The 20,485-nt window shown below is 58.1% G+C and carries 22 protein-coding genes and 1 pseudogene; 12 read left to right on the forward strand and 11 right to left on the reverse strand.

What is annotated here, in order from left to right; translation table 11 throughout:
• Window positions 1-74 precede the first annotated feature (74 nt).
• Window positions 75-1,232 (reverse strand): sensor histidine kinase, encoded by a 1,158-nt coding sequence (locus B3729_RS05180; protein ID WP_239383238.1) that lies wholly within the window; start codon window positions 1,230-1,232, stop codon window positions 75-77.
• Window positions 1,217-1,942: a response regulator gene (locus B3729_RS05185; protein ID WP_219651362.1), complete on the reverse strand. Its 726-nt coding sequence runs from the start codon at window positions 1,940-1,942 to the stop codon at window positions 1,217-1,219. The genes B3729_RS05180 and B3729_RS05185 overlap by 16 nt, the downstream gene beginning before the upstream one ends.
• 281 nt (window positions 1,943-2,223) lie before the next feature.
• Here B3729_RS05185 and B3729_RS05190 point away from each other — a divergent pair, with 281 nt between their 5' ends.
• The 9 genes from B3729_RS05190 to B3729_RS05230 are packed head-to-tail and all read left to right on the forward strand — an operon-like array spanning window position 2,224 to window position 9,976.
• Window positions 2,224-3,624: an efflux transporter outer membrane subunit gene (locus B3729_RS05190; protein WP_286787293.1), complete on the forward strand. Its 1,401-nt coding sequence runs from the start codon at window positions 2,224-2,226 to the stop codon at window positions 3,622-3,624.
• Window positions 3,621-4,757: an ABC transporter permease gene (locus B3729_RS05195; RefSeq protein WP_286787294.1), complete on the forward strand. Its 1,137-nt coding sequence runs from the start codon at window positions 3,621-3,623 to the stop codon at window positions 4,755-4,757. The genes B3729_RS05190 and B3729_RS05195 overlap by 4 nt, the downstream gene beginning before the upstream one ends.
• Before the next feature lie 4 nt (window positions 4,758-4,761).
• The gene (locus tag B3729_RS05200) at window positions 4,762-5,502 is read left to right on the forward strand and encodes an ABC transporter ATP-binding protein (protein ID WP_010796416.1); all 741 of its coding nucleotides are present in this window, start codon (window positions 4,762-4,764) and stop codon (window positions 5,500-5,502) included.
• On the forward strand, window positions 5,502-6,407 hold the full coding sequence (locus tag B3729_RS05205) for an efflux RND transporter periplasmic adaptor subunit (protein WP_286787295.1): 906 nt from the start codon (window positions 5,502-5,504) through the stop codon (window positions 6,405-6,407). The genes B3729_RS05200 and B3729_RS05205 overlap by 1 nt, the downstream gene beginning before the upstream one ends.
• A complete protein-coding gene (locus tag B3729_RS05210) occupies window positions 6,400-7,149 on the forward strand; it encodes an MtnX-like HAD-IB family phosphatase (RefSeq protein WP_286787296.1) in 750 nt (249 codons plus the stop codon). Before B3729_RS05205 ends, B3729_RS05210 begins: the two co-directional genes overlap by 8 nt.
• Window positions 7,146-7,994, forward strand: a complete 849-nt coding sequence (locus B3729_RS05215; protein WP_122041165.1) for an alpha/beta hydrolase — start codon at window positions 7,146-7,148, stop codon at window positions 7,992-7,994. The genes B3729_RS05210 and B3729_RS05215 overlap by 4 nt, the downstream gene beginning before the upstream one ends.
• Window positions 7,991-8,365, forward strand: coding sequence for an EamA family transporter (locus B3729_RS05220; protein WP_286787297.1), 375 nt, complete (start codon window positions 7,991-7,993; stop codon window positions 8,363-8,365). Before B3729_RS05215 ends, B3729_RS05220 begins: the two co-directional genes overlap by 4 nt.
• The gene (locus B3729_RS05225) at window positions 8,362-8,745 is read left to right on the forward strand and encodes a DMT family transporter (RefSeq protein WP_010796411.1); all 384 of its coding nucleotides are present in this window, start codon (window positions 8,362-8,364) and stop codon (window positions 8,743-8,745) included. Before B3729_RS05220 ends, B3729_RS05225 begins: the two co-directional genes overlap by 4 nt.
• Complete coding sequence (locus B3729_RS05230) at window positions 8,726-9,976, forward strand: DegT/DnrJ/EryC1/StrS family aminotransferase (RefSeq protein ID WP_286787298.1); 1,251 nt, start codon at window positions 8,726-8,728, stop codon at window positions 9,974-9,976. Before B3729_RS05225 ends, B3729_RS05230 begins: the two co-directional genes overlap by 20 nt.
• Here the strand turns inward: B3729_RS05230 and B3729_RS05235 are convergent.
• From B3729_RS05235 to B3729_RS05245, 3 genes are read right to left on the reverse strand one after another with little or no spacing between them, the layout of a single operon-like run.
• The gene (locus tag B3729_RS05235; RefSeq protein WP_286787299.1) at window positions 9,949-10,848 is read right to left on the reverse strand and encodes an arginase family protein; all 900 of its coding nucleotides are present in this window, start codon (window positions 10,846-10,848) and stop codon (window positions 9,949-9,951) included. The two genes, B3729_RS05230 and B3729_RS05235, sit on opposite strands and share 28 nt — an antisense overlap.
• On the reverse strand, window positions 10,820-11,932 hold the full coding sequence (locus B3729_RS05240; RefSeq protein WP_286787300.1) for a GNAT family N-acetyltransferase: 1,113 nt from the start codon (window positions 11,930-11,932) through the stop codon (window positions 10,820-10,822). The genes B3729_RS05235 and B3729_RS05240 overlap by 29 nt, the downstream gene beginning before the upstream one ends.
• 4 nt (window positions 11,933-11,936) lie before the next feature.
• On the reverse strand, window positions 11,937-13,307 hold the full coding sequence (locus tag B3729_RS05245; protein WP_010796407.1) for an aspartate aminotransferase family protein: 1,371 nt from the start codon (window positions 13,305-13,307) through the stop codon (window positions 11,937-11,939).
• A 218-nt stretch (window positions 13,308-13,525) separates the two neighbouring features.
• Here B3729_RS05245 and B3729_RS05250 point away from each other — a divergent pair, with 218 nt between their 5' ends.
• The 3 genes from B3729_RS05250 (at window position 13,526) to B3729_RS05260 (ending at window position 15,907) form a co-directional block, all read left to right on the forward strand.
• Entirely contained in the window at window positions 13,526-14,008 is a 483-nt protein-coding gene (locus B3729_RS05250) for a GNAT family N-acetyltransferase (protein WP_286787301.1), read from the forward strand.
• 241 nt (window positions 14,009-14,249) lie between these two features.
• Window positions 14,250-15,116 (forward strand): cache domain-containing protein, encoded by an 867-nt coding sequence (locus tag B3729_RS05255; protein WP_286787302.1) that lies wholly within the window; start codon window positions 14,250-14,252, stop codon window positions 15,114-15,116.
• Window positions 15,104-15,907 (forward strand): GGDEF domain-containing protein, encoded by an 804-nt coding sequence (locus B3729_RS05260; RefSeq protein WP_286787303.1) that lies wholly within the window; start codon window positions 15,104-15,106, stop codon window positions 15,905-15,907. Before B3729_RS05255 ends, B3729_RS05260 begins: the two co-directional genes overlap by 13 nt.
• An 8-nt stretch (window positions 15,908-15,915) precedes the next feature.
• On the opposite strand, the gene B3729_RS05265 is transcribed toward B3729_RS05260, so the two are convergent.
• From B3729_RS05265 to B3729_RS05290, 6 genes and pseudogenes are all read right to left on the reverse strand, one after another.
• On the reverse strand, window positions 15,916-16,539 hold the full coding sequence (locus B3729_RS05265; protein WP_286787304.1) for a glutathione S-transferase family protein: 624 nt from the start codon (window positions 16,537-16,539) through the stop codon (window positions 15,916-15,918).
• A gap of 51 nt (window positions 16,540-16,590) precedes the next feature.
• Window positions 16,591-16,884, reverse strand: a pseudogene (locus tag B3729_RS05270) (GNAT family N-acetyltransferase); the annotation flags it as partial.
• A gap of 15 nt (window positions 16,885-16,899) precedes the next feature.
• Window positions 16,900-17,046 carry a hypothetical protein gene (locus B3729_RS05275; RefSeq protein ID WP_286787305.1) on the reverse strand — a complete coding sequence of 49 codons (147 nt, stop codon included), beginning with the start codon at window positions 17,044-17,046 and terminating at the stop codon, window positions 16,900-16,902.
• 117 nt (window positions 17,047-17,163) lie between these two features.
• Window positions 17,164-17,898 (reverse strand): carbonic anhydrase, encoded by a 735-nt coding sequence (locus B3729_RS05280; RefSeq protein ID WP_286787306.1) that lies wholly within the window; start codon window positions 17,896-17,898, stop codon window positions 17,164-17,166.
• 800 nt (window positions 17,899-18,698) lie between these two features.
• The gene (locus B3729_RS05285; RefSeq protein WP_286787307.1) at window positions 18,699-19,565 is read right to left on the reverse strand and encodes a YDG/SRA domain-containing protein; all 867 of its coding nucleotides are present in this window, start codon (window positions 19,563-19,565) and stop codon (window positions 18,699-18,701) included.
• Between the two features lie 88 nt (window positions 19,566-19,653).
• The gene (locus tag B3729_RS05290; RefSeq protein WP_286787308.1) at window positions 19,654-20,412 is read right to left on the reverse strand and encodes an SDR family oxidoreductase; all 759 of its coding nucleotides are present in this window, start codon (window positions 20,410-20,412) and stop codon (window positions 19,654-19,656) included.
• Window positions 20,413-20,485: the final 73 nt, after the last annotated feature.

Below are 20,485 nucleotides of genomic sequence, written 5' to 3' on the forward strand. Positions count from 1 at the left end.
GGCTTGCGGCTTCAGGCCTGCAAGCCGGCGCGATTATGCCAATCGCCTTGGGTATCGGCTATGTTGATACGCGATCAGGCACGGCTCAACGGCAGATAGATACGAAACTGTGCGCCGCCACGCGCCGACTCACCGGCCTCGATGCGGCCACCCTGCAGCACCGTGAGCGTCTTGACGATGGCAAGGCCCAGGCCGGTTCCCCCACTGGCCCGATTGCGCGAGGCATCCGCGCGTTGAAAGCGTTTGAACAGATTGGCCTTGATGACATCAGGCAGGCCGGGACCGGCATCGCTCAGCACGATTACGGCCTGTTCGGCATGGGTACTCAGGCGAAGCTCCAGCCAGCCGCCTTCCCGTGCATAGCGCAGCGCATTTTCGATCAGGTTGTTAAGGATCTGTCGCAGCCGATCCTCGTCGGCCTTGACCGTGAGGTCCGGGGCCTCCACCGCCAGCTCGGCCTCAATCCCATAACTGTCCAGACGGCTGGCATATTTGCCCAGGGTGTCCCGCGCCACTTCAGCCAGATCCACCGTGACCATATGGAGCGACAAACGCCCGGCATCGGCTACCGACAGGGTATGCAGATCATCCACCAGCCGCCCCAGGTGTTCAGCCTGTTCGAGTAGCTTTTGAAATTCCAGCGGCTCAGCCGGAATAACGCCATCGCACAAGGCATGTAACCGAGCCTGCAGGATAGCGATAGGTGTGCGCAGCTCATGGGAGATAGCAGCCGCAGTGGCCTTGCGCTCATGCTCTAAAGATTCCAGGGAATCGGTCATGTGGTTGAAATCGCGTACTAGATCCGCCAGCTCGCCACGCTGGCTCTTGCTGTGCGCCCGCACGCTGAAATCGCCCAGGGCGATCCGGTTGGCCGCCTCGGCAATGGACCCCACCGGCAAGGTCACGAGTCGCGACGTCCAGAGCCCGGCGATCAGACCGAACGGCAGACAGAACACCAGCCCCAGGACAAGCGCCAGCTGCTCGCCGTCCCAGGGATCGCCCCGCCAGTACTGGCTGTAGATCTCAATCATCCGAGGACTGTTGTCCTGATCCTGCGCCTCGAGCTGATCCATCTCCTGCCGGACGTTGACGGGCAGGTTGTTGTAGAAGCGGTCGTACTCGTACTGTGTGTAGATGAAGATGGTGGCCCAGAGCAGGCCGATGGTCACAAAGACCGTGGCAACAATATTCAGCCCGAAGCGGACCCATATACGGTCTAGGACTCGGGCCATAGTCGATACCCAATGCCGCGTACAGTTTCGATCAGATCATCACAGCCAGCATCCTGAAGCTTGCGCCGCAGCTTGCTCAAATGCGAGTCGATGACCCGGTCCAGCGCGTCGCTTTCCGGCAGGCAGGACTCGATCAGCTCGCTGCGCGAAAAACAGCGGCGAGGCTGGTTGGCCAGCGTGCTCAACAAACGAAATTCGGTCAGGGTCAGTGGCAGGACCTGAGCTTCGCCGCCTTCGCTGTATGCCCGGGCCATGTAGGCCTGCTGATCGATTTCCAGACGACCTACGCGCAGCGGGGCAGACGTATGTGTCTGCGCCTGGACAGCGCTGGTGCGGCGCAGTACCGCCCGGACACGGGCCACAACCTCGGCCGGGTTATACGGCTTGACCACATAGTCGTCGGCCCCCAGGCGGAGGCTGAGCATCTTGTCGAGATCGTCGGCCAGGGCGCTGACCATGATGACCGGCGTCTCGCTTTCGTTGCGGATGGTCTTGAGGATGTCTACACCATCCATGCCGGGCAGGCGGATATCGAGCAGCACGATATCCGGACGCAGGCGACGGAACAGCTGGAGGGCTTCGAGCCCGTCCGCCGTATGCACGGTACGCAAGCCGTCACGTTGCAGATAAGCCACCAGAATATCCGAGATGCTCGGCTCATCCTCCACGAACAGGACGAGAGGACCTGATGGCCGGGGGTCGTTACTCATACATAGCGCCTCTGAGTTCAATCCGAAGCAGTATACGGACCTGCTCACACCTCTACGAGGGTAGCTCCGCGGACTACCAAACTAGCGCAAACCAAGCGTATCGACTTGGACTTCATACCTGTACGTTCATTCATCCGCACCGGACGTTCGCGTCTCCATCGTTCCTCCACAAAACCTGCAAAGCCACGCAAGTTTGACTTTGCACAATTCCCTCACGCCGTAGCCTCGGGCTACACAAACCTCTTTCGATTGGATACTCGCTGTCCAGGGTTCGCTGTCGTATGGTTCGCTTTCCGGTCACGTTTCGCTCTACCTGCAGCCTGGCACTCACGGTGCTGGCGGGCTGCTCGCAGATCGATGCACCGGCGCTGCCCCAGACGCTGCCGGGCCAGTGGCAGCAACAGGTTGCCCAGCCTGCATCGGCAGCGCCGACCGTTGATCTGCACGGCTGGTGGAAGTCCTTCAACGATCCCGTACTGGATAAGCTGGTGGCACGTGCGGTATCCGATAACCTGACGCTGGCCCAAGCCTCGAGCCGTCTGAAGCAGGCCCGCGCGCTGACACGCCAGACTGACGCCAATTATCTACCCCAACTGTCACTGGCAACCCGCAGCAGCGAAGAAGTCTCGGCCACGGATACTTTTTTCCAGATCAGCCTGGACGCGGTCTGGGACCTGGGATTGTTTGGCGCGCGTGAAGGTGCTGAAAAGCAGGCCAAAGCCAGGATAAAGCAGGCCAAAGCCGAGCAGCAGGCCGCCCAGGTCACTGTAGTTTCGGAAGTGGTGCGCCAGTACCTCGAACTGCGCGCCGCCCAGCAACAGATCCAGACGCTCGAAGCCCTGGCTGCGTTGGACCAGAAGGCCCTGGCCCTGCTGGATATCCGTATTCCCAGCCATCTGGCGTCGCCCGATCAGCGCCTGCAACTCCAGGCCCAACGAGCCGAGACCCTGGCACGCCTGGCGCAACCCCACCAGGTCCAGGCACGAGCCCTGCAATCCCTGGCCGCCCTGCTGGGACAGACCTCGCCAGATGCCTCTTGGAATACGGTACAGCCGCTGCCGCGCATCGAGCAGGTCTCGGTGCAGCAGGTGCCCAGTGACCTCTTGCGTACGCGCCCCGATATCCAAAGGGCAGAAGCCGACGTCCTGCAGGCAGCCGGTGAGCTGGGTCTGGCCCATGCCAATCTCTATCCTCACGTCGCGCTGGGCACTTCCTATCTGTATGCCTACAACATGACAATGCACGAAAAGGTCCGCTCAAACAGCGTTCCCATGGTAGGTCCGATTATTGACCTGCCTATCTTCAATTGGGGCCAGCGCAAAGCCGCAGAGAAAGCCCAGAAGTACGCTATGAAGGCCGCCTTGCAGGGTTACCGCCAGGTCTTGCTCGACAGCGTTGCCCAGACCGAAGCGGCCCTGGCAGCCTTTAGCCAGGAGCAGGAGCGGGTCGAGCACCTGCAGCAGGCAGAAGCGGCACTGGACAAACGGGCGCAGCACGGCCTGACCCTGACTCAACTAGGCCTGACCAGCCAATGGGAGCAGCTAGACGCCCAGCGTGACCAGTTGCAGGCCTCGCTTCAACTTACCACGGCCCAGGCTCGTCGAAGCCTGGCATTCGTGGCGCTCTATAAGGCGCTGGGCGGCGCACCGCTTCCTGCCGGAGCCGGGGAGAAGCACACATGATTGCCCTGGCCCGCAAGACGCTGTTCCACGAATGGCGCCGCTTTCTGCCAGCCATTCTGGCCATTGGCTTTTCCGGTGTGCTGCTGACGGTGCAGGCTGCACTGGTGCTGGGTATCTTTGGCAGCGCGGCGGTGTATGTCTCGTCTTCATCCGCCGATTTATGGGCGGGCTATCCAGGCACCCAGAGCGTCAACTTTGGTCGGACGATCAGTCCTGACGTGGAAATGCGCCTGCGCATGGACCCGGATGTTACCGATGTAGAACCCTATATCTGGGTGGAAGGCGACTGGCATGGCACCCATGAGAAAAGCGGTGGCGTCTCGGTCTTTGTATCGGGGATCAATCCGGGCCGCCAGGGCATGATGTTTTCCAGCCTACTCTCCTCAGGACTGCGCCAGCGCCTGGAAGAGCCCAACGCCGTCATCGTCGACCGCTCGGAACTGAATCAGCTGGGCGTCAGCCTGGATCAATCCGCATGGATCAATGGCCATCGCGTTCATGTCGTCGCGGCCATTGCCGGTCTGCGCGGCCTGGGTGGCGTCAACGTGCTGGCCTCACTGGACACGGCCCGCCTGCTGCAGGGGGATGACAATCCTGGCAGCGGACCGACCTATTACGTTGCCAAGGTGCGCAAGCCCAGCCATGTCGAGGCGGCCCAGGCCCGCCTGGTCGCCAACCCATCTTTCGGTCCCTTCGAGGTCTGGACAGCCAAGCAGTTTGCCTGGCGCTCCCAGCTCTACTGGATGTTCGATACCGGCGCGGGGGTAGCCGTACTGTTCATGGCAGGCATTGTCTGTCTGGTCGGCGGGGTGATCACCAGCCAGTCGCTGATGGCTATGGTAGCCGCCTCTGCCCGCGAATATGCGGTGCTCAACGCCTTGGGCGCCAGCTTTCGGTCGCTAAGTCAGGTGGTGCTTGAACAGTCCTGTTGGGTCGGCGGGCTTGGCCTGCTTGTCACCGGGATTACCAGCACGGTTCTGCTCAGCGTCGCCGCCCGCCATGACGTCCCCGTGGCCATGAATACCCCGATCGCGCTGATTTGCGCCGCCCTGGTCCTGGGCCTTGCGCTCGTGTCCGGGCTCATTGCCATGCGCGGCCTGCTGCGCGCTGACCCTGCACTGCTGTTGAGGTAATGACATGACTCCTGTGAAGCGTCCTGCTCCCAGCCTGGAAGCCGATGAGGTCAGCAAATCCTTCCTCATGGGCATGGTTCGCCTGCACGTATTGCAACGGCTGTCCGTCTCCATCTATCCGGGTGAGCTGACCCTGATTTCAGGGCCTTCGGGCTGTGGCAAGAGCACCTTGCTGTCGCTGCTCAGTGGGTTGCAGGCGCCGGACGAAGGTGAGACCCGCGCTCTGGGCCAGAAGCTAGGTGGACTGGCCAAGCGTGCCCTTGAGCGCTTCCGCCTCAAGCACACCGGCTTTGTCTTTCAGGGCTTCAATCTGTTTCCGGCGCTAACCGCTACCGAGCAGGTGGCATTGCCGCTGGGCTATCTGGGCTTTTCCAACCAGGACGCCCTGGAGCGCGCCCGGCAGGTGCTCAAGGAAGTGGGGCTGGCTCACCGGCTCGACCTGCGCCCGGCTTCGCTGTCTGGCGGCGAGCGGCAGCGTGTGGCACTTGCCCGCGCCTTGGCCAAGCGCCCCCAACTGCTGTTTGCCGATGAGCCCACCAGTGCCCTGGATGCCGAAAACGGACAAAACGTCGCCCGGATGCTGCAACGCATCGCCCATGAGCAAGGTTCGACCGTGCTGTGCGTCAGCCACGATCCGCGCCTGATCCGTCATGCCGACCGGGTACTGGAGATGGAGGACGGACAGATTCAACGTGACTGGCGTCCCTCCGAACAGGGCAGCCACGCCCGCAGGGAGTTTGCCTGATGAACATGCGTATTACCCACAGTCTGCTGGCCGCCTTGATGATAGCGTCGGTCGTAGGCTGCTCGGACAAGAAACCTCCGCGACCGGCGAAACCGGCTGCGATCGAAGCCGCAAAATATGTAGCCATGGCGAGGGGCAAGGTAGAGGTGCAGGGTGGGCTGCTGGAGCTTAAATCCCTGCAGGCCGGCCGACTTGCACGCCTTACCGTGGCCGAAGGCGACACGGTCCAGCGCGGCGCCGAACTGGCAGCGCTGGACGACCGAAGCGCCCGTACCGAACTCAAGGCCTATGAAGCAGAGCTGGCGCAGGCGCAGGCCCGGCAGAAAGCGGCGGAGCAGCGTCTGCCGCCAGCACGCCAGCGCGCGCAGCAATTGCAGAAGGCCGCCCGTCAGGGTGCAGTGGACCCGCAACAGGCAACCGAGGCCCGGCAACAGGTTCAGCAGCTGGAATCGGCACAGGCCGTTGCCAAGGCAGGGGTCGAGATTGCCCGCCAGCATGTCGCGCTGGCCAAGGATCGGCTGGCCGAGCGCGTTCTACACGCACCGCAGGCCGGGACGGTAGTGCGCGTCAACGCCACCCAGGGTTCGCTCGTTTCGCCAGAGGATGCCAGGCCGCTGCTGGTGATCCTGCCGGAGCGCCCGCTGCAAATCCGCGCCGAACTCAATGAAAGCTTTGTGCATCGTGTGAAGCCGGGCATGACAGCAGACGTTGTGCTGGAAGCCGAGCCCGGCCAGCCGCCCCTGAAGGCGCACGTCACGCGCCTGGGCGATCTCTTTGGCAGCAGCCACCTGGACGACGACAGCCAGGGACATCCCAACGTGCGAGTGGTCGACTGCCTGCTCGCGTTCGATCAGCCGCCGACGCTTCGTATCGGCCAGAATGTACGGGTGAATTTCCATGAATAATCTTTCACACTCCGTGCTCGACGAATCGCTCAGGCCCTATACGCCTGTCGTTCGCGAGGTTTTGCCGAACCCTTCGCAGCCCTGGATGATCCAGTGCGATTTCGACGGCACCATCAGCCAGGTCGATGTGATCGACTCCCTGCTCGAACGTTTTGGCCGCCCCGGCTGGCAAGAGCTGGAAGACGATTGGGAGGCCGGTCGGATCGGCTCACGGGACTGCATGCAGGGCCAGGTGGCACTGCTGGACATGTCACAGGAGGAGTTCCACACGCATCTCGACGGCATCGCCATCGATCCGGGCTTTCGTGCTTTTGTCGAGGCCGCTGGCGAGCGGGGGCTGCTGATTCAAGTCATCAGTGACGGGCTGGATTATGCGATCCGCTATATCCTGCGCCGCCACGGCCTGGGCGGGCTGCCCGTGCAGGCCAACTACCTGACCCAGACCGGCGAGCGCAGCTGGGAACTTGCCTCTCCCTTTGCCAGCCCGCACTGCCTTCGCGACAGCGGCACCTGCAAGTGCGAGCGGCTTGCCCTTCAGCACCAGCGCCAGCAACGCGTGTTATTCATTGGCGACAGCACTTCGGACTTCTGCGTCTCGGGCCGTGCCGACTTTGTGCTGGCCAAGTACAAGTTGATCGATCATTGCCGCCAGCGCGGCTATCCCTTCGCACCGATTTCCACTTTCAACGACGCCCTGTCCTGGCTGGACGAGCTCGTTCCTCAAGAGCAACCCTCTCGATGACTGAACATGAATTTCTTCTGGAAGGCGGCCGCACCGGCGTCCTTCTGATCCACGGCCTGACCGGAACTCCCAACGAGATGCGCCTGTTCGGCCGTGGGCTGAACAAGGCTGGCTTCACAGTCTATGGTGTTCAACTGGCCGGCCACTGCGGCACAGCCGATGATCTGGTCGAAACACGCTGGCAGGACTGGTATGCCAGTGTTTGCGCTGCAGCGGACAAGCTGCGCGAGCAGGTCGATCATGTCTTCGTGGCGGGCCTGTCCATGGGCGCGCTACTGGCACTCAAGCTGGCAGCCGATCAGCCGGACCGGATTGCCGGCGTAGCCGCGCTGGCTACCATGTTCCGCCACGACGGCTGGAGTATGCCGTTCTACACCCGTTTCTGCTTCATCCTTCCGATCTGCAAGGCGCTGGGCATCGGTCGCAAGACCATGTTCATCGAGCAGCCGCCCTATGGCATCAAGGATGAAATGCTGCGCACCTACATCGTCGACCAGATGAATTCCGGCGACAGCGCCGCAGCAGGCTTGCCGGGCAACCCCTGGTGGGCTGTGGCAGAGATGTATGCCCTGGCTACCCAGGTACGCAAACAGCTTGGCGACATCACCTCCCCCTGTCTCGTGATGCACGCGACCCAGGACGACATTGCCAGCCTCGACTACAACGCGCGACTGGTAGAGCGCTCGGTCAAGGGACCGGTGACAACGGTCTGGCTGGAAGACAGCTATCACATGATCACAGTGGACCGTGAGCGGCGCAAGGTGGCCTCCGAAACGGTTGCGTTCATCAAGAGCGCGCTGGGCGAGCAGGCAGTATCGCCTGTGGCGGACAGGGTCACGGCATGACGGCCGAAACCTTTCCGGGGCTCGTCATCGTGCTGTGGATCGCCAATGTGGTGATCGACAGTGTCGGCCAGCTGGCGTTCAAGGCTGCAGCGACCGAGTCGGCGGACAAGGACGGAATTGCGCACTGGATAGAGATGAGCCGTCGCCCGTGGCTGTGGCTGGGAATCGGCTGCTACGTGATGGAGTTTGTCGTGTGGCTGGCGTTTCTGTCGTTGGTGCCGCTGTCCCAGGGTGTACTGCTGGGCTCGATCAATATTGTGGCCATCATGCTGGCGGGGCGCTTTTTCTTCGCTGAAAAGCTCACGCCATTGCGGGTGCTGGGCATCAGCCTCATTTCCATTGGCGTTGCCGTAGTGGGGATACAGGCATGAAGCGTTTCTACCTGATTGGTTTTCTGCTACTCATGGCGTTCGATACGCTGGCGCAGCTGAGCTTCAAATACGCCGCCATGCAGGCCGAACCCCTGTCGATGACCACCGAGTGGCTGTGGCGGGTATTCGGCCATCCATGGATCTACGGTGCGTTCGTAGGCTACATCGGCGCCTTTTTCTGCTGGATGACCCTGCTCAAGCACGTGCCGGTCGGCCCGGCCTTTGCGGCCTCGCACCTGGAGATCGTCTCCGTGATGCTGCTGTCCGTGTGGCTGTTCAACGAGCATCTGGGCTGGCCACAACTGCTGGCTGCCGGTTTGATCATCCTGGGCATCGTTTGCCTGGCCCTGAGTGAACACCGTGAAGCCGCTTCCTCGTAAAGCCTACTTCGACGCACCGCCCACAGCGGGCCTGCCCTTGCGGTTGCGCGACCTGCTGCCCGGCGGCGAGCGTAACCTGAGCACCGCCCTGGCGCGTTTTCTGGGCGTAGAGCATGTTCAGTTGGAAAGCTCTGGCACCGCGGCAATGGTCATTGCGCTTACAGCGCTGAAAAGCCTGTCACCTGTGCGTACGACCGTTATCGTTCCGGCCTATACCTGCCCGCTGGTGGCGCTGGCGGTTGTCCAATGCGGGCTTGAGTTGCAACTCTGCGACCTCAAGCCGGACAGCCTCGACCTTGATCCATTAATGCTCGAGACTTTGTGCAACGAGCAGACCCTGGCCGTCGTTCCAACCCACCTGTGCGGCCGGGTCAGCGATATCGACCCAGCGCTTGAATGCGCCCGGGCGGTAGGCGCCTGGGTGATCGAGGATGCCGCCCAGGGCTTGGGCAGCCGTGTCGGTGGTCATAGCATCGGCACACGCAGCGATATTGCCTTTTTCAGCCTGGCAGTGGGCAAGGGGCTTACGATTTTTGAAGGCGGCGCCCTTATCGCCCGCGAGGAGACGATTCGTCAGGCCTTGCGTCATGCCAGTCAGGCGCTGGCGCAGCCAAAACCCTGGCTGGAATTCAAGCGCAGTGTCGAGTTGTTGGGCTATGCCGCCCTCTATCGGCCTGCGGGTCTGCGGCTCGCTTACGGCCTGCCACTGCGGCGTGCGCTGAAGAAAGGGGATTGGGTGGCCGCTGCCGATGAATATTTTTCTCTGCCCATTACGTTGCATCAGGTCGGGTCCTGGCGGCAGGCCGTTGGCGTTCGCGCCCTGAAGCGCCTGCCCGATTTCCTCGCACAACAGCGCATGCAGGCCGAACGCAGGCTCAAGCGCCTGCGCACCCTTTCTGGGCTGGTTCCCCTTGTAGGTCATGAGGGCGAGGGGAGCTGGCCCGTTTTATTAGTGCTCATGCCCAGCCGTACGTCCCGCGATACGGTGCTAGAGGCTGCCTGGGGCAGTGGCTACGGCTTGAGCATTCCCTTCGTGCATGCCTTGCCGGATTACCACTATCTGAACACGACGCTTACCTACAAGTCGCCCGTTGAATGCCAGGAAGCCCGCCGGCTGGCGGGTCGAATCCTGGCTATCAGTAATAGCCCCTGGTTAAGCGAGGCTGATTTTGATGTGGTCTATGGGGTGATTGAAGAGGCTTGTCACGCCGAGCGCATGACGCGCTCATAGCCCTGCGCCGTGTTCAGCCGGCTAACCAAACGCTGATTGAGCACATGCTGCTCCACCTGCCAGGATTGTAAGGTCAAATCAGGTATTTCCAGCGTCTGGCCATCGCCGGCGCTTAGCCAGCGCTTCCAGGCGCTGGGGTGCCGATAGACCGAGACATCACCGGTGATATCACTGCCCAAGAGCTGCCCCTTCAAGGCCTCAATCGCCTGCATGACATGATGCTCAAGCATGACACCCTGATCCCAGTTGGTGCGGACGACCGAAGGACTGAAAACATCCTTGTCGATGGATAAGTACGTGGGTTGCTGCTCACGAATCAGGAGCTCACTCAGGGTATCAGCCAGGGTGTCGGCATCGGCAAAGTTGCGAAAGGCCGACTGCACACCCAGCCAACGCGCCCACCCCGTGTCTACGCCCAGGCTCCAGTAGCTCAGCTTACCGCTGCGCAGTGGCGTCAGGTAATTCTCCCAGGCATGTCCACGGCCGATGTCTGGCGAGGTGATACCCACCACATGAACGTGGCTGACCTGCGGCAACAGGGCGACACGACGCACCCAGGAACCGCAATGGATACCAAACAGATAACGCATGTTGTCCGGGTGATTATCGAACACTACGACCCGAACGCCCCGTGTACGGGATGTCTGCCGGGCAATGAGCGGCCAGCTCAAATGATGAAAATCACCACTACCCATCAGTACAGGGCCGTGGTTAACGGGTAGGCGGGCCACCACATCACGGCCGAAGGCATCGAGAGTCGAGACGCGGCAGCCAAACCGCACCCGTGCCTGCCAGTCACGCAGGTCCAGGCGCAGGGCGTTGTCTACTGCACCGATAGAGCCATCAAGATCCAGAACGATAGGCTGGTTCACGGCTGTCACTCCATTGGCGGTCACTTTCAAAGTACCGGGAAAAGCGTCGCGCCAGGCCACGCAACGGGGTGTTGCGCACATAGACGGCGTGACAGGTGAAAGTAAAGGAAGCACCCAGGTAGGATTTGATTTCCGGGTCTGTCCAGCCGGCCACGTAATGGGTCAGACCACGGCTGAGGGCATAGTCCAGATTGATGAGCCAACTGATGAAGTACAGGTTGAACGACCGGGCTTCGGGATATTGCAGCCCGATGTACTTGTCGATCAGCTTGCCGTCATGCACGAAGCACACGTTATAGCCGATCAGACGATCTTCATGGCGATACTCGAATACCATTCCACCGTTGCCTGCATCTCGCAGCATCTGCTCGAAAAACCCTCGAGACAGACGATCGAAGTGAATCTCGCTCTGGTCGTACACATTCAGGTATAGCCGATAATACTCGTCGATCAGCTCGTCACACAGGAACTGCGCATCGCCTGTCGGCACCTCACGAATCGTCAACGCCTCGCGCTTGCGCCATTTACGGCGAATATCCTTGCGGCGGCTCGACGAAAGACGGCCCAGGTATTCCTCCACGGAGGCGAAATCGATGGGTACATAGGCCAGCGCCTGACCTTCCACCAGAACGAAACCCTCTGCCTTGCAGGCCTCAAGCAGCCGCTCCGCATACAGGTTGGCCGAGTCATCCAGCAGGGGGGAATGTTGGGGAATATCCTTGATGATCATCATCGGATAGCACCACCCCAGCGCCTTACGCAGACGCTTGACCAGCGAGCGGGCCGACCAGGCTGCCGGGAAGAGGGCATATTCGGAAACCGTCGTGCCGATGAAGGCCGTACGGATACGCAGCCATTTGGACCAATGGCGATAAAGGGGAAGTGATTCAATCCTGCGCTTGAGCGATCCGTCTACTGTAGTCAGCAGATCGAACTCCGCCTCGAAGCCCGGTGTGGCCTGGGGCAGGCGCAGCACCTGAAACCCGTCGGGCGGATGAGCGCTGAACTGATCGATCAGCGCCCCAGGCTCGAGCTGATTGCCGTACAGCGGCCCGGCAGAGCCGGGCCTTTGTTCGAGCCCCACCGCGTCAGGCCTGCTTGGCGCGAGTGATCAGCTGGTCAAGCAGTACCATCGCCTGATCGATCTCGGCGAAGGAGATTTCCAGCGACGGTGCAAACGTGATGACGTTCTTGTAGTAGCCGCCCACGTCCAGCACCAGACCGGTCTTCTTGCCCTGGTATTCGAGATCGCCAGCCAGGCCGATATCAACCATCTTGTCCAGCAGCTCGCGGTTCGGGGTAAAGCCGTCCTCGGTGCAGATCTCGGCGCGCAGGGCCAGACCCAGACCGTCGACATCACCGATTTCCTTGTGACGCTTCTGTAGGTCCTTCAGACCTTCCAGGAAGTACGCACCGCGATCCATCACGTGCTTTTCGTAGTCCACTTCCGAGGTCATGCGCAGGGTTTCGAGGCCCAGCGCCGTACCCAGCGGGTTAGACGCGAAGGTGGAGTGAGTGGAACCCGGCGGGAATACATCGGGGTTGATCAGCTCTTCACGGGCCCACACACCACCTAGCGGGTTCATGCCGTTAGTGAGCGCCTTGCCGAAGACGATGATGTCCGGCTTCACGCCAAAATGCTCGATCGACCACAGCTTGCCGGTACGGTAGAAGCCCATCTGGATCTCGTCGACCACCATCAGAATGCCGTGGTCGTCCAAGACCTTTTTCAGGCCGGTATAGTAGTTTTTCGGTGGAACGATATAGCCGCCGGTGCCCTGGATGGCCTCGACGTAGAAGGCCGCATATTCCGACTCCTTCGCCTTGGGATCCCACACTGCGTGGTATTCGTTCTCGAACTTACGGGCAAAGTCCTTCACCAGGTGCTCGCCGTACTCTTCGGCCGTCATGCCTTTCGGGCGGCGGAAGGGATAAGGGAACGGCACGAAGTTGGCGCGCTCGCCAAAGTGGCCGTAACGGCGACGGTAGCGGTAGCTGGAGGTAATGCTCGATGCGCCCAGCGTACGGCCATGGTAGCCGCCTTCGAAGGCAAACATCAGGCTCTTGCCGCCAGTAGCGTTACGGACGATCTTCAGGGAGTCTTCAACGGACTGAGAGCCGCCAACGTTGAAATGCACGCGGCCCGGCAAACCAAACTTGCGCTCGGCGTCCTGAGCGATGGTCTTGGCCAACTCGATCTTGGTGGGGTGTAGATACTGGCTGGCAACCTGGGGCAGGACATCCAGCTGCTTGCGCATCACGGCGTCGAGACGCGGGTTCTTGTAGCCGAAGTTGACGGCCGAGTACCACATCTGCAGGTCGAGGTAGGGTGTGCCCTCGGCGTCATACATGTAGCTGCCTTCGCAGCCAGTAAAAATCTTGGGCGGATTAACGTAGTGGACGGTGTCGCCAAAAGAACAGTATTTGGCTTCATCAGCCAGCAAGGCTTCGTTGTTCATGGATTGCTCCAGACTGCGATTGGGTGAGGATCACCGTGGTCTACAGCAGACGCGCGATGACAACTGCCATGCATTGTGCAAAGGCAACCTTGCGGGCCTGTCGAGGGATTGTGTGCAAAGTGTGGAGATGAAACAGAACGTTTCGCGAGACGACAAACGTAACGTTTTCAGGCGTGAGCTGGCATCATCAAAGCCAGAACGAACGCAGGAGTGCTCTTATGAATATTCGCCCCATTACCGCCGCCGATTTTGATCAGGTTTGGCCGATCATCCAGGCAGTCGTCCAAAGCCAGGAAACCTATGCGCTTGATCCGGCCATGGACCGTGACGCCGCCTGGAAGCTCTGGGTCGAGCTACCCAAGGCCACCTTTGTCGCGGAGCGAGACGGGCAGATTCTGGGTACTTATTACATCAAGCCTAATGCCGCCGGGCCAGGCAGCCATGTGTGCAACTGCGGCTACATGACTGCCGAAGCCGCACGTGGGCAGGGCGTTGCCAGTGCCTTGTGTACCCACTCACTGGAAACGGGCCGCGAGCTAGGCTTTCTGGCCATGCAGTTCAATTCGGTGGTCTCCACCAATCAGGTGGCGGTCGCCCTGTGGAAAAAGCATGGTTTCGAGATCGTCGGCACGCTGCCCAAGGCCTACCGTCACCGCACCCAAGGGCTGGTGGACTGCTACGTGATGTTCCGCGCGTTGTAACAGTTAGTCTGCCTAAGCGAACCGCCCACGAAACGGTTAACGTCTATTGGCCGTTTCGCTTCATACCAGATAATTGTAGGCCTCCAGCACTTTTTTGATGGCCTACAGCTTTGCCACCAATGGCCGATAAGTCTCACACTTCCTCCCCTTAACAAGCCGCAGCGCTTCTTGTTGCTCTTGCACATGCAGTCCTGAACAAATGCTCATTTTCTCCAGTTTACGTACTTGATTCGCGTTAATTGTGGCGCTTCTCATTATTTCTCTAAGCTGGATCTTTGGCGCGCTCATCGGAACCGCCTCGGTCAACCGCTTGAGGGATCAGATCGGACGCGAACTGGCCGAATCGGCGCTCGACATGGTCGATCATCTCGACCGGGACATGGATGGCCGCGCCCGAGAGCTGACTGTATTGAGCCAGCTCCAGGCACTGCGCGATCCTAGTCACAACAAAGAGGCGAAGCGGCTACTTAATCACCTGCAGGAGCAGTTCCCCAGCATTGCCTGGATTGGGCTCACAGATGCCCAAGGAAACGTCATGGCATCCAATGACGGTATTCTGGAAGGCGCCAGCATCGCCAAGCGTCCGGTTTACTTGAACGCGCTGCAAGAGCCTTTTATAGGAGACGTGCACGAAGCTGTACTGCTGGCCAAACTTTTGCCTAACCCTACTGGTGAGGCAATGAAATTTGTGGATATAAGCCTGCCCATCAAGGACGACAATGGAAAATTGATTGGGGTATTGGCGTCGCATCTCTCCTGGGGCTGGGCTGATGAGGTGAGGCAGTCTTTGCTCAAGCCCATTCAGCAACGCTTGCCAGGGCTTGAGTTCATGGTGGTCAGCAAAGACTACACCATCCTCTTAGGCCCGAAGGAGATGATTGGCCAACAGCTGAACTTCAAATGGGACGCTATTGAACAACAGTCTTGGTCGCTTCAACGTTGGCCGGATGGACAGGTTTACCTTACCGGCTTCGCAATGAGTGATGGGCACGGTGACTATCCCGGCCTGGGCTGGACTGTTGTAGCACGCCAACCACTGGACGCTGCATATGCCTCTGCTCATGACCTACAGACAGAAATACTCACAGGGGCATTGTGCTGGCTGTGATATTTGCCGTCATCGGCTGGCTGCTGGCGGGGTTCATTACCAAACCGCTCAATCAAATCGTAACGGCCGCCAGGCGTTTATCAGCCGGTGAAAACGTTGAGATTCCTGAATTGAAGGGAACTGTCGAAGTACACAGCTTGAGCCAGGCCATCCGTCAACTCGTTCAGAGCCTGAGCCATCAGGGAGACCAACTGGATGCGATGGAAAGCATTGCCTACCAGGACACATTGACTGGTTTAGCCAATAGAGCTGCGCTTGAACGCTATCTACCGCAGGTTCAACAACATATCCAACAGCAGGGCGGTAGCCTTGCTTTGCTATGCCTGGACCTTGATGGGTTCAAGCCCGTCAATGACCGTTTCGGCCATGGTACGGGAGACCTGCTTCTGCAAGGCGTTGCACAACGATTGCTCACATGTTTTCGAGAAAATGATCTCGTTGTACGGCTAGGCGGTGACGAATTTCTGATGCTTGTACCGTTCGCTATCACCGATACGAAAGAGGTTATCGATGCCATCGCCCTGCGCATCATCCGTTCCCTTGATAACCCCTTCTTCTTGGCCAACGAAAAAATCAAGGTAGGGTGCAGCATAGGCGTAGCCCTGTGGCCACAGGATGCGATGGACATCGAAGAGGCTATAACCTTGGCTGACCAAGCGCTGTATAGCGCCAAGCGCGCCGGTAAAGGCCGGGCTCACTTCCATGAGGCAGCTGCCACCCAAATCACCCAGGACACAGCGCTCATAAAAGCGTCGGCCCTTAAGGCCCCGACTGAGCAGGACCTTTCTTAAGGTCAAGCTCAGGCAGGGGTAGCCTTCGGCAGCTCTACATAACCCTTCAATGCCTGCATGCGGCGTAACCATTTTTGAACCGCTACAAACGGCGTCAGATCAATGCCACCTTCCGGCGCCATGGCGGTGTACGGGTAGCAGGCGATATCAGCAATCGTCGGGCCGCCGGCTTCCGGCACCAGCCATTCTTCGCCAGTTAGTTGCTTCTCCAGTACCTCTAGCCCAGCTAAACCCAAGGCCTGACAATCCGCCAGATTGCCGGTACGCGCAAAGACCGAGGTGTTGTTAAGGCTGATTGAACGGGCACGGCCCAGTCCATAGCGACCTTCGTTCTGTTCGAAGGCCAGCCATTGCATCACCTTGGCCATGGTGACCGGATCGGTAGGCAGCCATAAGCCTCGGCCATACTGGCGCGCCAGGTACACCAGAATCGATGTGGAATCCCACAGCGTTACCTCGTCATCAACCAGTACCGGAACCTGCCCGCGCGGGTTGATCGCCAGGAACTCCGGTTGCCGATTTTCGCCCGCGTTAAGGTCTACATTGACCCTCTGGTAATTCAGCTCAAGCACTGAAAGCAGCAGGCGAATCTTGTAGCAGTTACCGGATCGTTCCAGGTCATAAAGAATCAAGGCTGTAACCTCATACAGGAGTCAGGCCGCACGGCAGCAAAGGTCGTAATCTTACAGGGTTCGGGTCATAAACACGCTGTAAGGGTCTTTGATGTAGTCAGCAAATGGCCCGCACTCAATAAAGCCCATCGACGCGTATAACTGTCGGGCGGGCACAAACACCTCTAGCGAACCGGTCTCCAGGCTCAGGCGTGTATAGCCACGCTGCCTGGCCTCGTCAATAGCATGGGTTAGCAAGGCTCGTGCGACGCCTTTTCTCAAATGTGCCGAAGCCGTCCGCATGGACTTCAGCTCACCATGGGTCTTATCCAGCGCCTTGAGCGCACCGCAGCCGAGCAGTTCGCGGCCTTCCCAGGCGGTCTAAAGCGTAATGCCCGGCTGGCGCAGTCCCTCAAGGTCAAGGGCGTGAATACTTTCAGGCGGGGAGTGCAGCGTCATGCTATGGAGGTGCTCACGCAAGAGGGCGTGAATGTCAGGGCTGGTAAGATCGTCTCGTTTGATCTGCATGGAGAGTCCTTTCAAGTAGGGAGGCAACCGCATGACGCCCAACATAAAGCGATATTAGCCGGATTTGTGCCCGGCTAAACTACCCGTACCCGGCATGTTTATAGGGCCTACTCCCCATTAGCTCTCGAAGAAATCGACTCGACCATCATCAAGATCGTAACGGGCCCCTACGATCTTAAGCTTGCCCTCACGAAGCGGATTGAGCAGCACCGGCTCCGACGTTCTCAGACGAGCCACAATACGCTGCACATTTTCCCGAACAGCGGCGTCCAGCAACTCATCATGATTAGTAGCGCAGTTGCAGTTAGCCTTGGCCTTCAGTACCGCCGGGATAATCGGCTCAATCATCTGCCCCAGACTGCCCGGATACGTTGCGTTCTTTTCCACTACAGATAGCGCAGCATCCACTGCACCGCATCGCTCATGCCCCAGCACAACAATCAAAGAAACGCCAAGGGCATACACAGCATATTCAATACTGCCCAGCGCAACCGTATCTACGGTATTACCTGCATTACGAACAATAAACAGCTCGCCCAACCCGCGCCCAAACAACAGCTCCGGCGGCACTCGGCTGTCTGAGCAGGACACCAGCACCGCGAACGGCGACTGGCTCCGCGCGATCTCCAGACGGCGTTCACTGCCTAGGGTGTTTGGAGTCGATTGCTTGTCTTGCAGAAAATTCTGATTGCCTTCCTTGAGTCGGTTCAGGGCTTCATCTGGACTGATGGCCACCTTTTTCTCTACATCCGCTGCAAAAACCTGAGGCAGCAGCGCACCACCTGCCACCCCAACCGCTCCTGCACAAGCACCACGGAAAAAGCTACGCCGAGATAAACCACTGTTCTGCATAGAACGCCCCATCGTCAGGCCATAAAAATGTCTAGGTGGCGGTCCTACGTGATGACTTTATTCGCCCAGGCTGTGCAGGAGAGGTATGTCAAAACACATCAGATACGCCACTTCTTGCAGCGTAGCCCATGGCAATAGTTCGTCTATGACCTGAATGGCCGAGCAATACCACGTGCTTAGGCCATAGCCATCGGAAGGGATAAGGCCCAAGCAGAATATAAACAACCGCACCGGCTCCTTCATATATCTGACAATCCGGCAGACAGCTGCCACATCGAATACTGAGCGATAGTCCAACGCTCGATTCTTGCTGGTACTCAAGAGCGGTTTATAAAGAAAGGGTTTCCAGCGAGCCCATTACCGCCAACAGTTATCAACAAGCTCGCGAAACCCTACCCGCCGACTGGCTTACTGCGTTGTGTAATCTGGAAGCTTCAACCTGGCAAGGGAAGTATGAGGTAAGGAGTTTTGAAGATGTTTCTGTCGACCAAACGGGCCAAGTATCGACAGATTATGGGGAGAGGAAAGGGAGCAGGACTGGCGGGGGTATCTGACGCATACGTGATTAACCTAATCGTAGCAGTACTTATAATTAATCAGAAAGAGACAAACCCTAATAAATTGCTTTGCCTTATTAGAAATTCATTCCCAACTCTCTTATGAAGCACTCAAAGTCATCACAATATCCTCAAACATTCTTATCAACTGACCAAACAAATAGCCTAAGATAAAGCAGCAAGCATTAAATAAATTAATAAATCGCCCTGAGATCTAAGCTTATAATTAAAAATCAATTAAAACTAAGCATAACAATGCTCACGATGATAGCTTAAAAATTCCTGATTTAAATCGTGACCTCTTACTAATCTAAGTTTTCCGTTAATACCAATAAGACTAAAGTCACTTGCTATCGTAAATCCCCCATTATCAAAAAGCACATGATGATTCGGACACAGGCATATTATATTACTTTCGATATCCAGCCCATTATGCGGTCTACCTAGCGGAACAATATGTGCAGCTTCGGCATAGAGACCAGCACTTGTCTTTATAACTATGTCACAGACCTGACAGCGATAATTATGCAAACTCTTAACTTTTTTTGCTAATGCAGTATCCCTTATTACACGCTGAATAATGGACTCCCGACGGCGGTTCTCCTTATATTCAGAGGTACTTTCTCTTACCTCATTCCCTGTCCGCGTATTAGACTCGCATGAAATAAGCTTATAGCGATATATATAAAATCCTGCCTGTCCTTTCTCACGCCAATAATCATCAACAATATATAACCCCGAATACTGGTAACCCTTTTCAGGAGAAAATTCACTCTTATGTTTATGTCCTCTTGTAACTCTAACCGGCAAACCTTCTATTTTATTTTTAGCTAGCGCCAAATTGGTTTTTTCTAGGATTTGATCTGAAATTTGTGTCTTATTATTTTGATCTCTTCCGCCTGAGCCTGTATAGATAATCTCGTCACCGTAGTCTTCATCATCTGCATAACCTCCAGATAACACTATAGAGTCAGCACCTTCTAAGGCAGCTCCACTAATACCTGCCTGAGTTGGTGGATGAATGCCCGATTTAGCTAACTCAATTCGATCCGCAAAAAATTGGTTTACAGACGTACCAGGTATATGACCAAAGACTCTTCTTTTATTCATAATTACTGCCTTATAAATTCAGTAGAGAACAGGCACTAACGAAAATCGAACCTAGATAAATGCCCTATGTAACTGATAAAGCTAACAGTTAACCCCGTCCCACATACGGCATCTTAGTCGCCATCACCGTCATAAACTGCACATTCGCTTCCAGCGGCAAACCGGCCATATAACGCACGGCGTCCGCTACATGTTGCACGTCCATTCGTGGCTCGATGGTTTTTTCGCCGTTGGCTTGCAGAATGCCTGTGCTCATGCGCTCGGTCATATCGGTGGCGGCGTTGCCGATGTCGATCTGGCTGCACGCAATGTCATAGGCGCGGCCGTCGAGGGAGAGGGATTTGGTAAGGCCGGTGATGGCATGTTTAGTCGCGGTGTAGGCTACGCTGAAAGGCCGTGGGGCGTGGGCGGAGATGGAGCCATTATTAATGATCCGACCGCCGCGGGGTGTCTGGTGGCGCATGAGGCGGAAGGCGGCGCGGCTGCACAGAAAGACGCCGGTCAGGTTGGTGTCGACCGTAGCACGCCAGGCACTGACGTCCAGCTCATCAATAGGTACGGCCTGGGCACCGATACCCGCATTGTTGAATAGGACGTCGAGCCGGCCATAAGTTGCGTTAATGCGCTCGAACAGGGCGTCTACGCTTTGCTCGTCCGTCACATCGCACACAACGGCTAGGGCCTCCTGACCTGCAGCCTTGGCTTCTTCCATAAACGCCTGCAACGGCGCTTCGCGGCGAGCAGCGACTACGACGCGATACCCATCATTCAATAGCGCTTGGGCAACGGCCTTGCCGATCCCTTGGGAGGCCCCGGTGACAAGCGCGACTTTACCGGCTGCGTTCATGCGTGAATCCTTCTTCTTATTAGGTAAGGCCTGAGCCTAAACCAGCCCGCGCGGTTAGGGTAGGCTCTGTTAT

Origin of the sequence: Pseudomonas sp. UBA3149, assembly GCF_002364655.1 — a bacterium.
GTDB lineage: Bacteria > Pseudomonadota > Gammaproteobacteria > Pseudomonadales > Pseudomonadaceae > Chryseomonas > Chryseomonas luteola.

Bases quoted from the DNA above. Each gene is read 5' to 3' on its own strand.
- B3729_RS05190 (WP_286787293.1), top strand. From the start codon at position 2,224: ATGGTTCGCTTTCCGGTCACGTTTCGCTCTACCTGCAGCCTGGCACTC.
- B3729_RS05290 (WP_286787308.1), bottom strand. From the start codon at position 20,412: ATGAACGCAGCCGGTAAAGTCGCGCTTGTCACCGGGGCCTCCCAAGGG.
- B3729_RS05220 (WP_286787297.1), top strand. From the start codon at position 7,991: ATGACGGCCGAAACCTTTCCGGGGCTCGTCATCGTGCTGTGGATCGCC.
- B3729_RS05200 (WP_010796416.1), top strand. From the start codon at position 4,762: ATGACTCCTGTGAAGCGTCCTGCTCCCAGCCTGGAAGCCGATGAGGTC.
- B3729_RS05195 (WP_286787294.1), top strand. From the start codon at position 3,621: ATGATTGCCCTGGCCCGCAAGACGCTGTTCCACGAATGGCGCCGCTTT.
- B3729_RS05215 (WP_122041165.1), top strand. From the start codon at position 7,146: ATGACTGAACATGAATTTCTTCTGGAAGGCGGCCGCACCGGCGTCCTT.
- B3729_RS05275 (WP_286787305.1), bottom strand. From the start codon at position 17,046: ATGCAGATCAAACGAGACGATCTTACCAGCCCTGACATTCACGCCCTC.
- B3729_RS05180 (WP_239383238.1), bottom strand. From the start codon at position 1,232: ATGGCCCGAGTCCTAGACCGTATATGGGTCCGCTTCGGGCTGAATATT.
- B3729_RS05285 (WP_286787307.1), bottom strand. From the start codon at position 19,565: ATGAATAAAAGAAGAGTCTTTGGTCATATACCTGGTACGTCTGTAAAC.
- B3729_RS05245 (WP_010796407.1), bottom strand. From the start codon at position 13,307: ATGAACAACGAAGCCTTGCTGGCTGATGAAGCCAAATACTGTTCTTTT.
- B3729_RS05280 (WP_286787306.1), bottom strand. From the start codon at position 17,898: ATGCAGAACAGTGGTTTATCTCGGCGTAGCTTTTTCCGTGGTGCTTGT.
- B3729_RS05205 (WP_286787295.1), top strand. From the start codon at position 5,502: ATGAACATGCGTATTACCCACAGTCTGCTGGCCGCCTTGATGATAGCG.
- B3729_RS05250 (WP_286787301.1), top strand. From the start codon at position 13,526: ATGAATATTCGCCCCATTACCGCCGCCGATTTTGATCAGGTTTGGCCG.
- B3729_RS05185 (WP_219651362.1), bottom strand. From the start codon at position 1,942: ATGAGTAACGACCCCCGGCCATCAGGTCCTCTCGTCCTGTTCGTGGAG.
- B3729_RS05210 (WP_286787296.1), top strand. From the start codon at position 6,400: ATGAATAATCTTTCACACTCCGTGCTCGACGAATCGCTCAGGCCCTAT.
- B3729_RS05225 (WP_010796411.1), top strand. From the start codon at position 8,362: ATGAAGCGTTTCTACCTGATTGGTTTTCTGCTACTCATGGCGTTCGAT.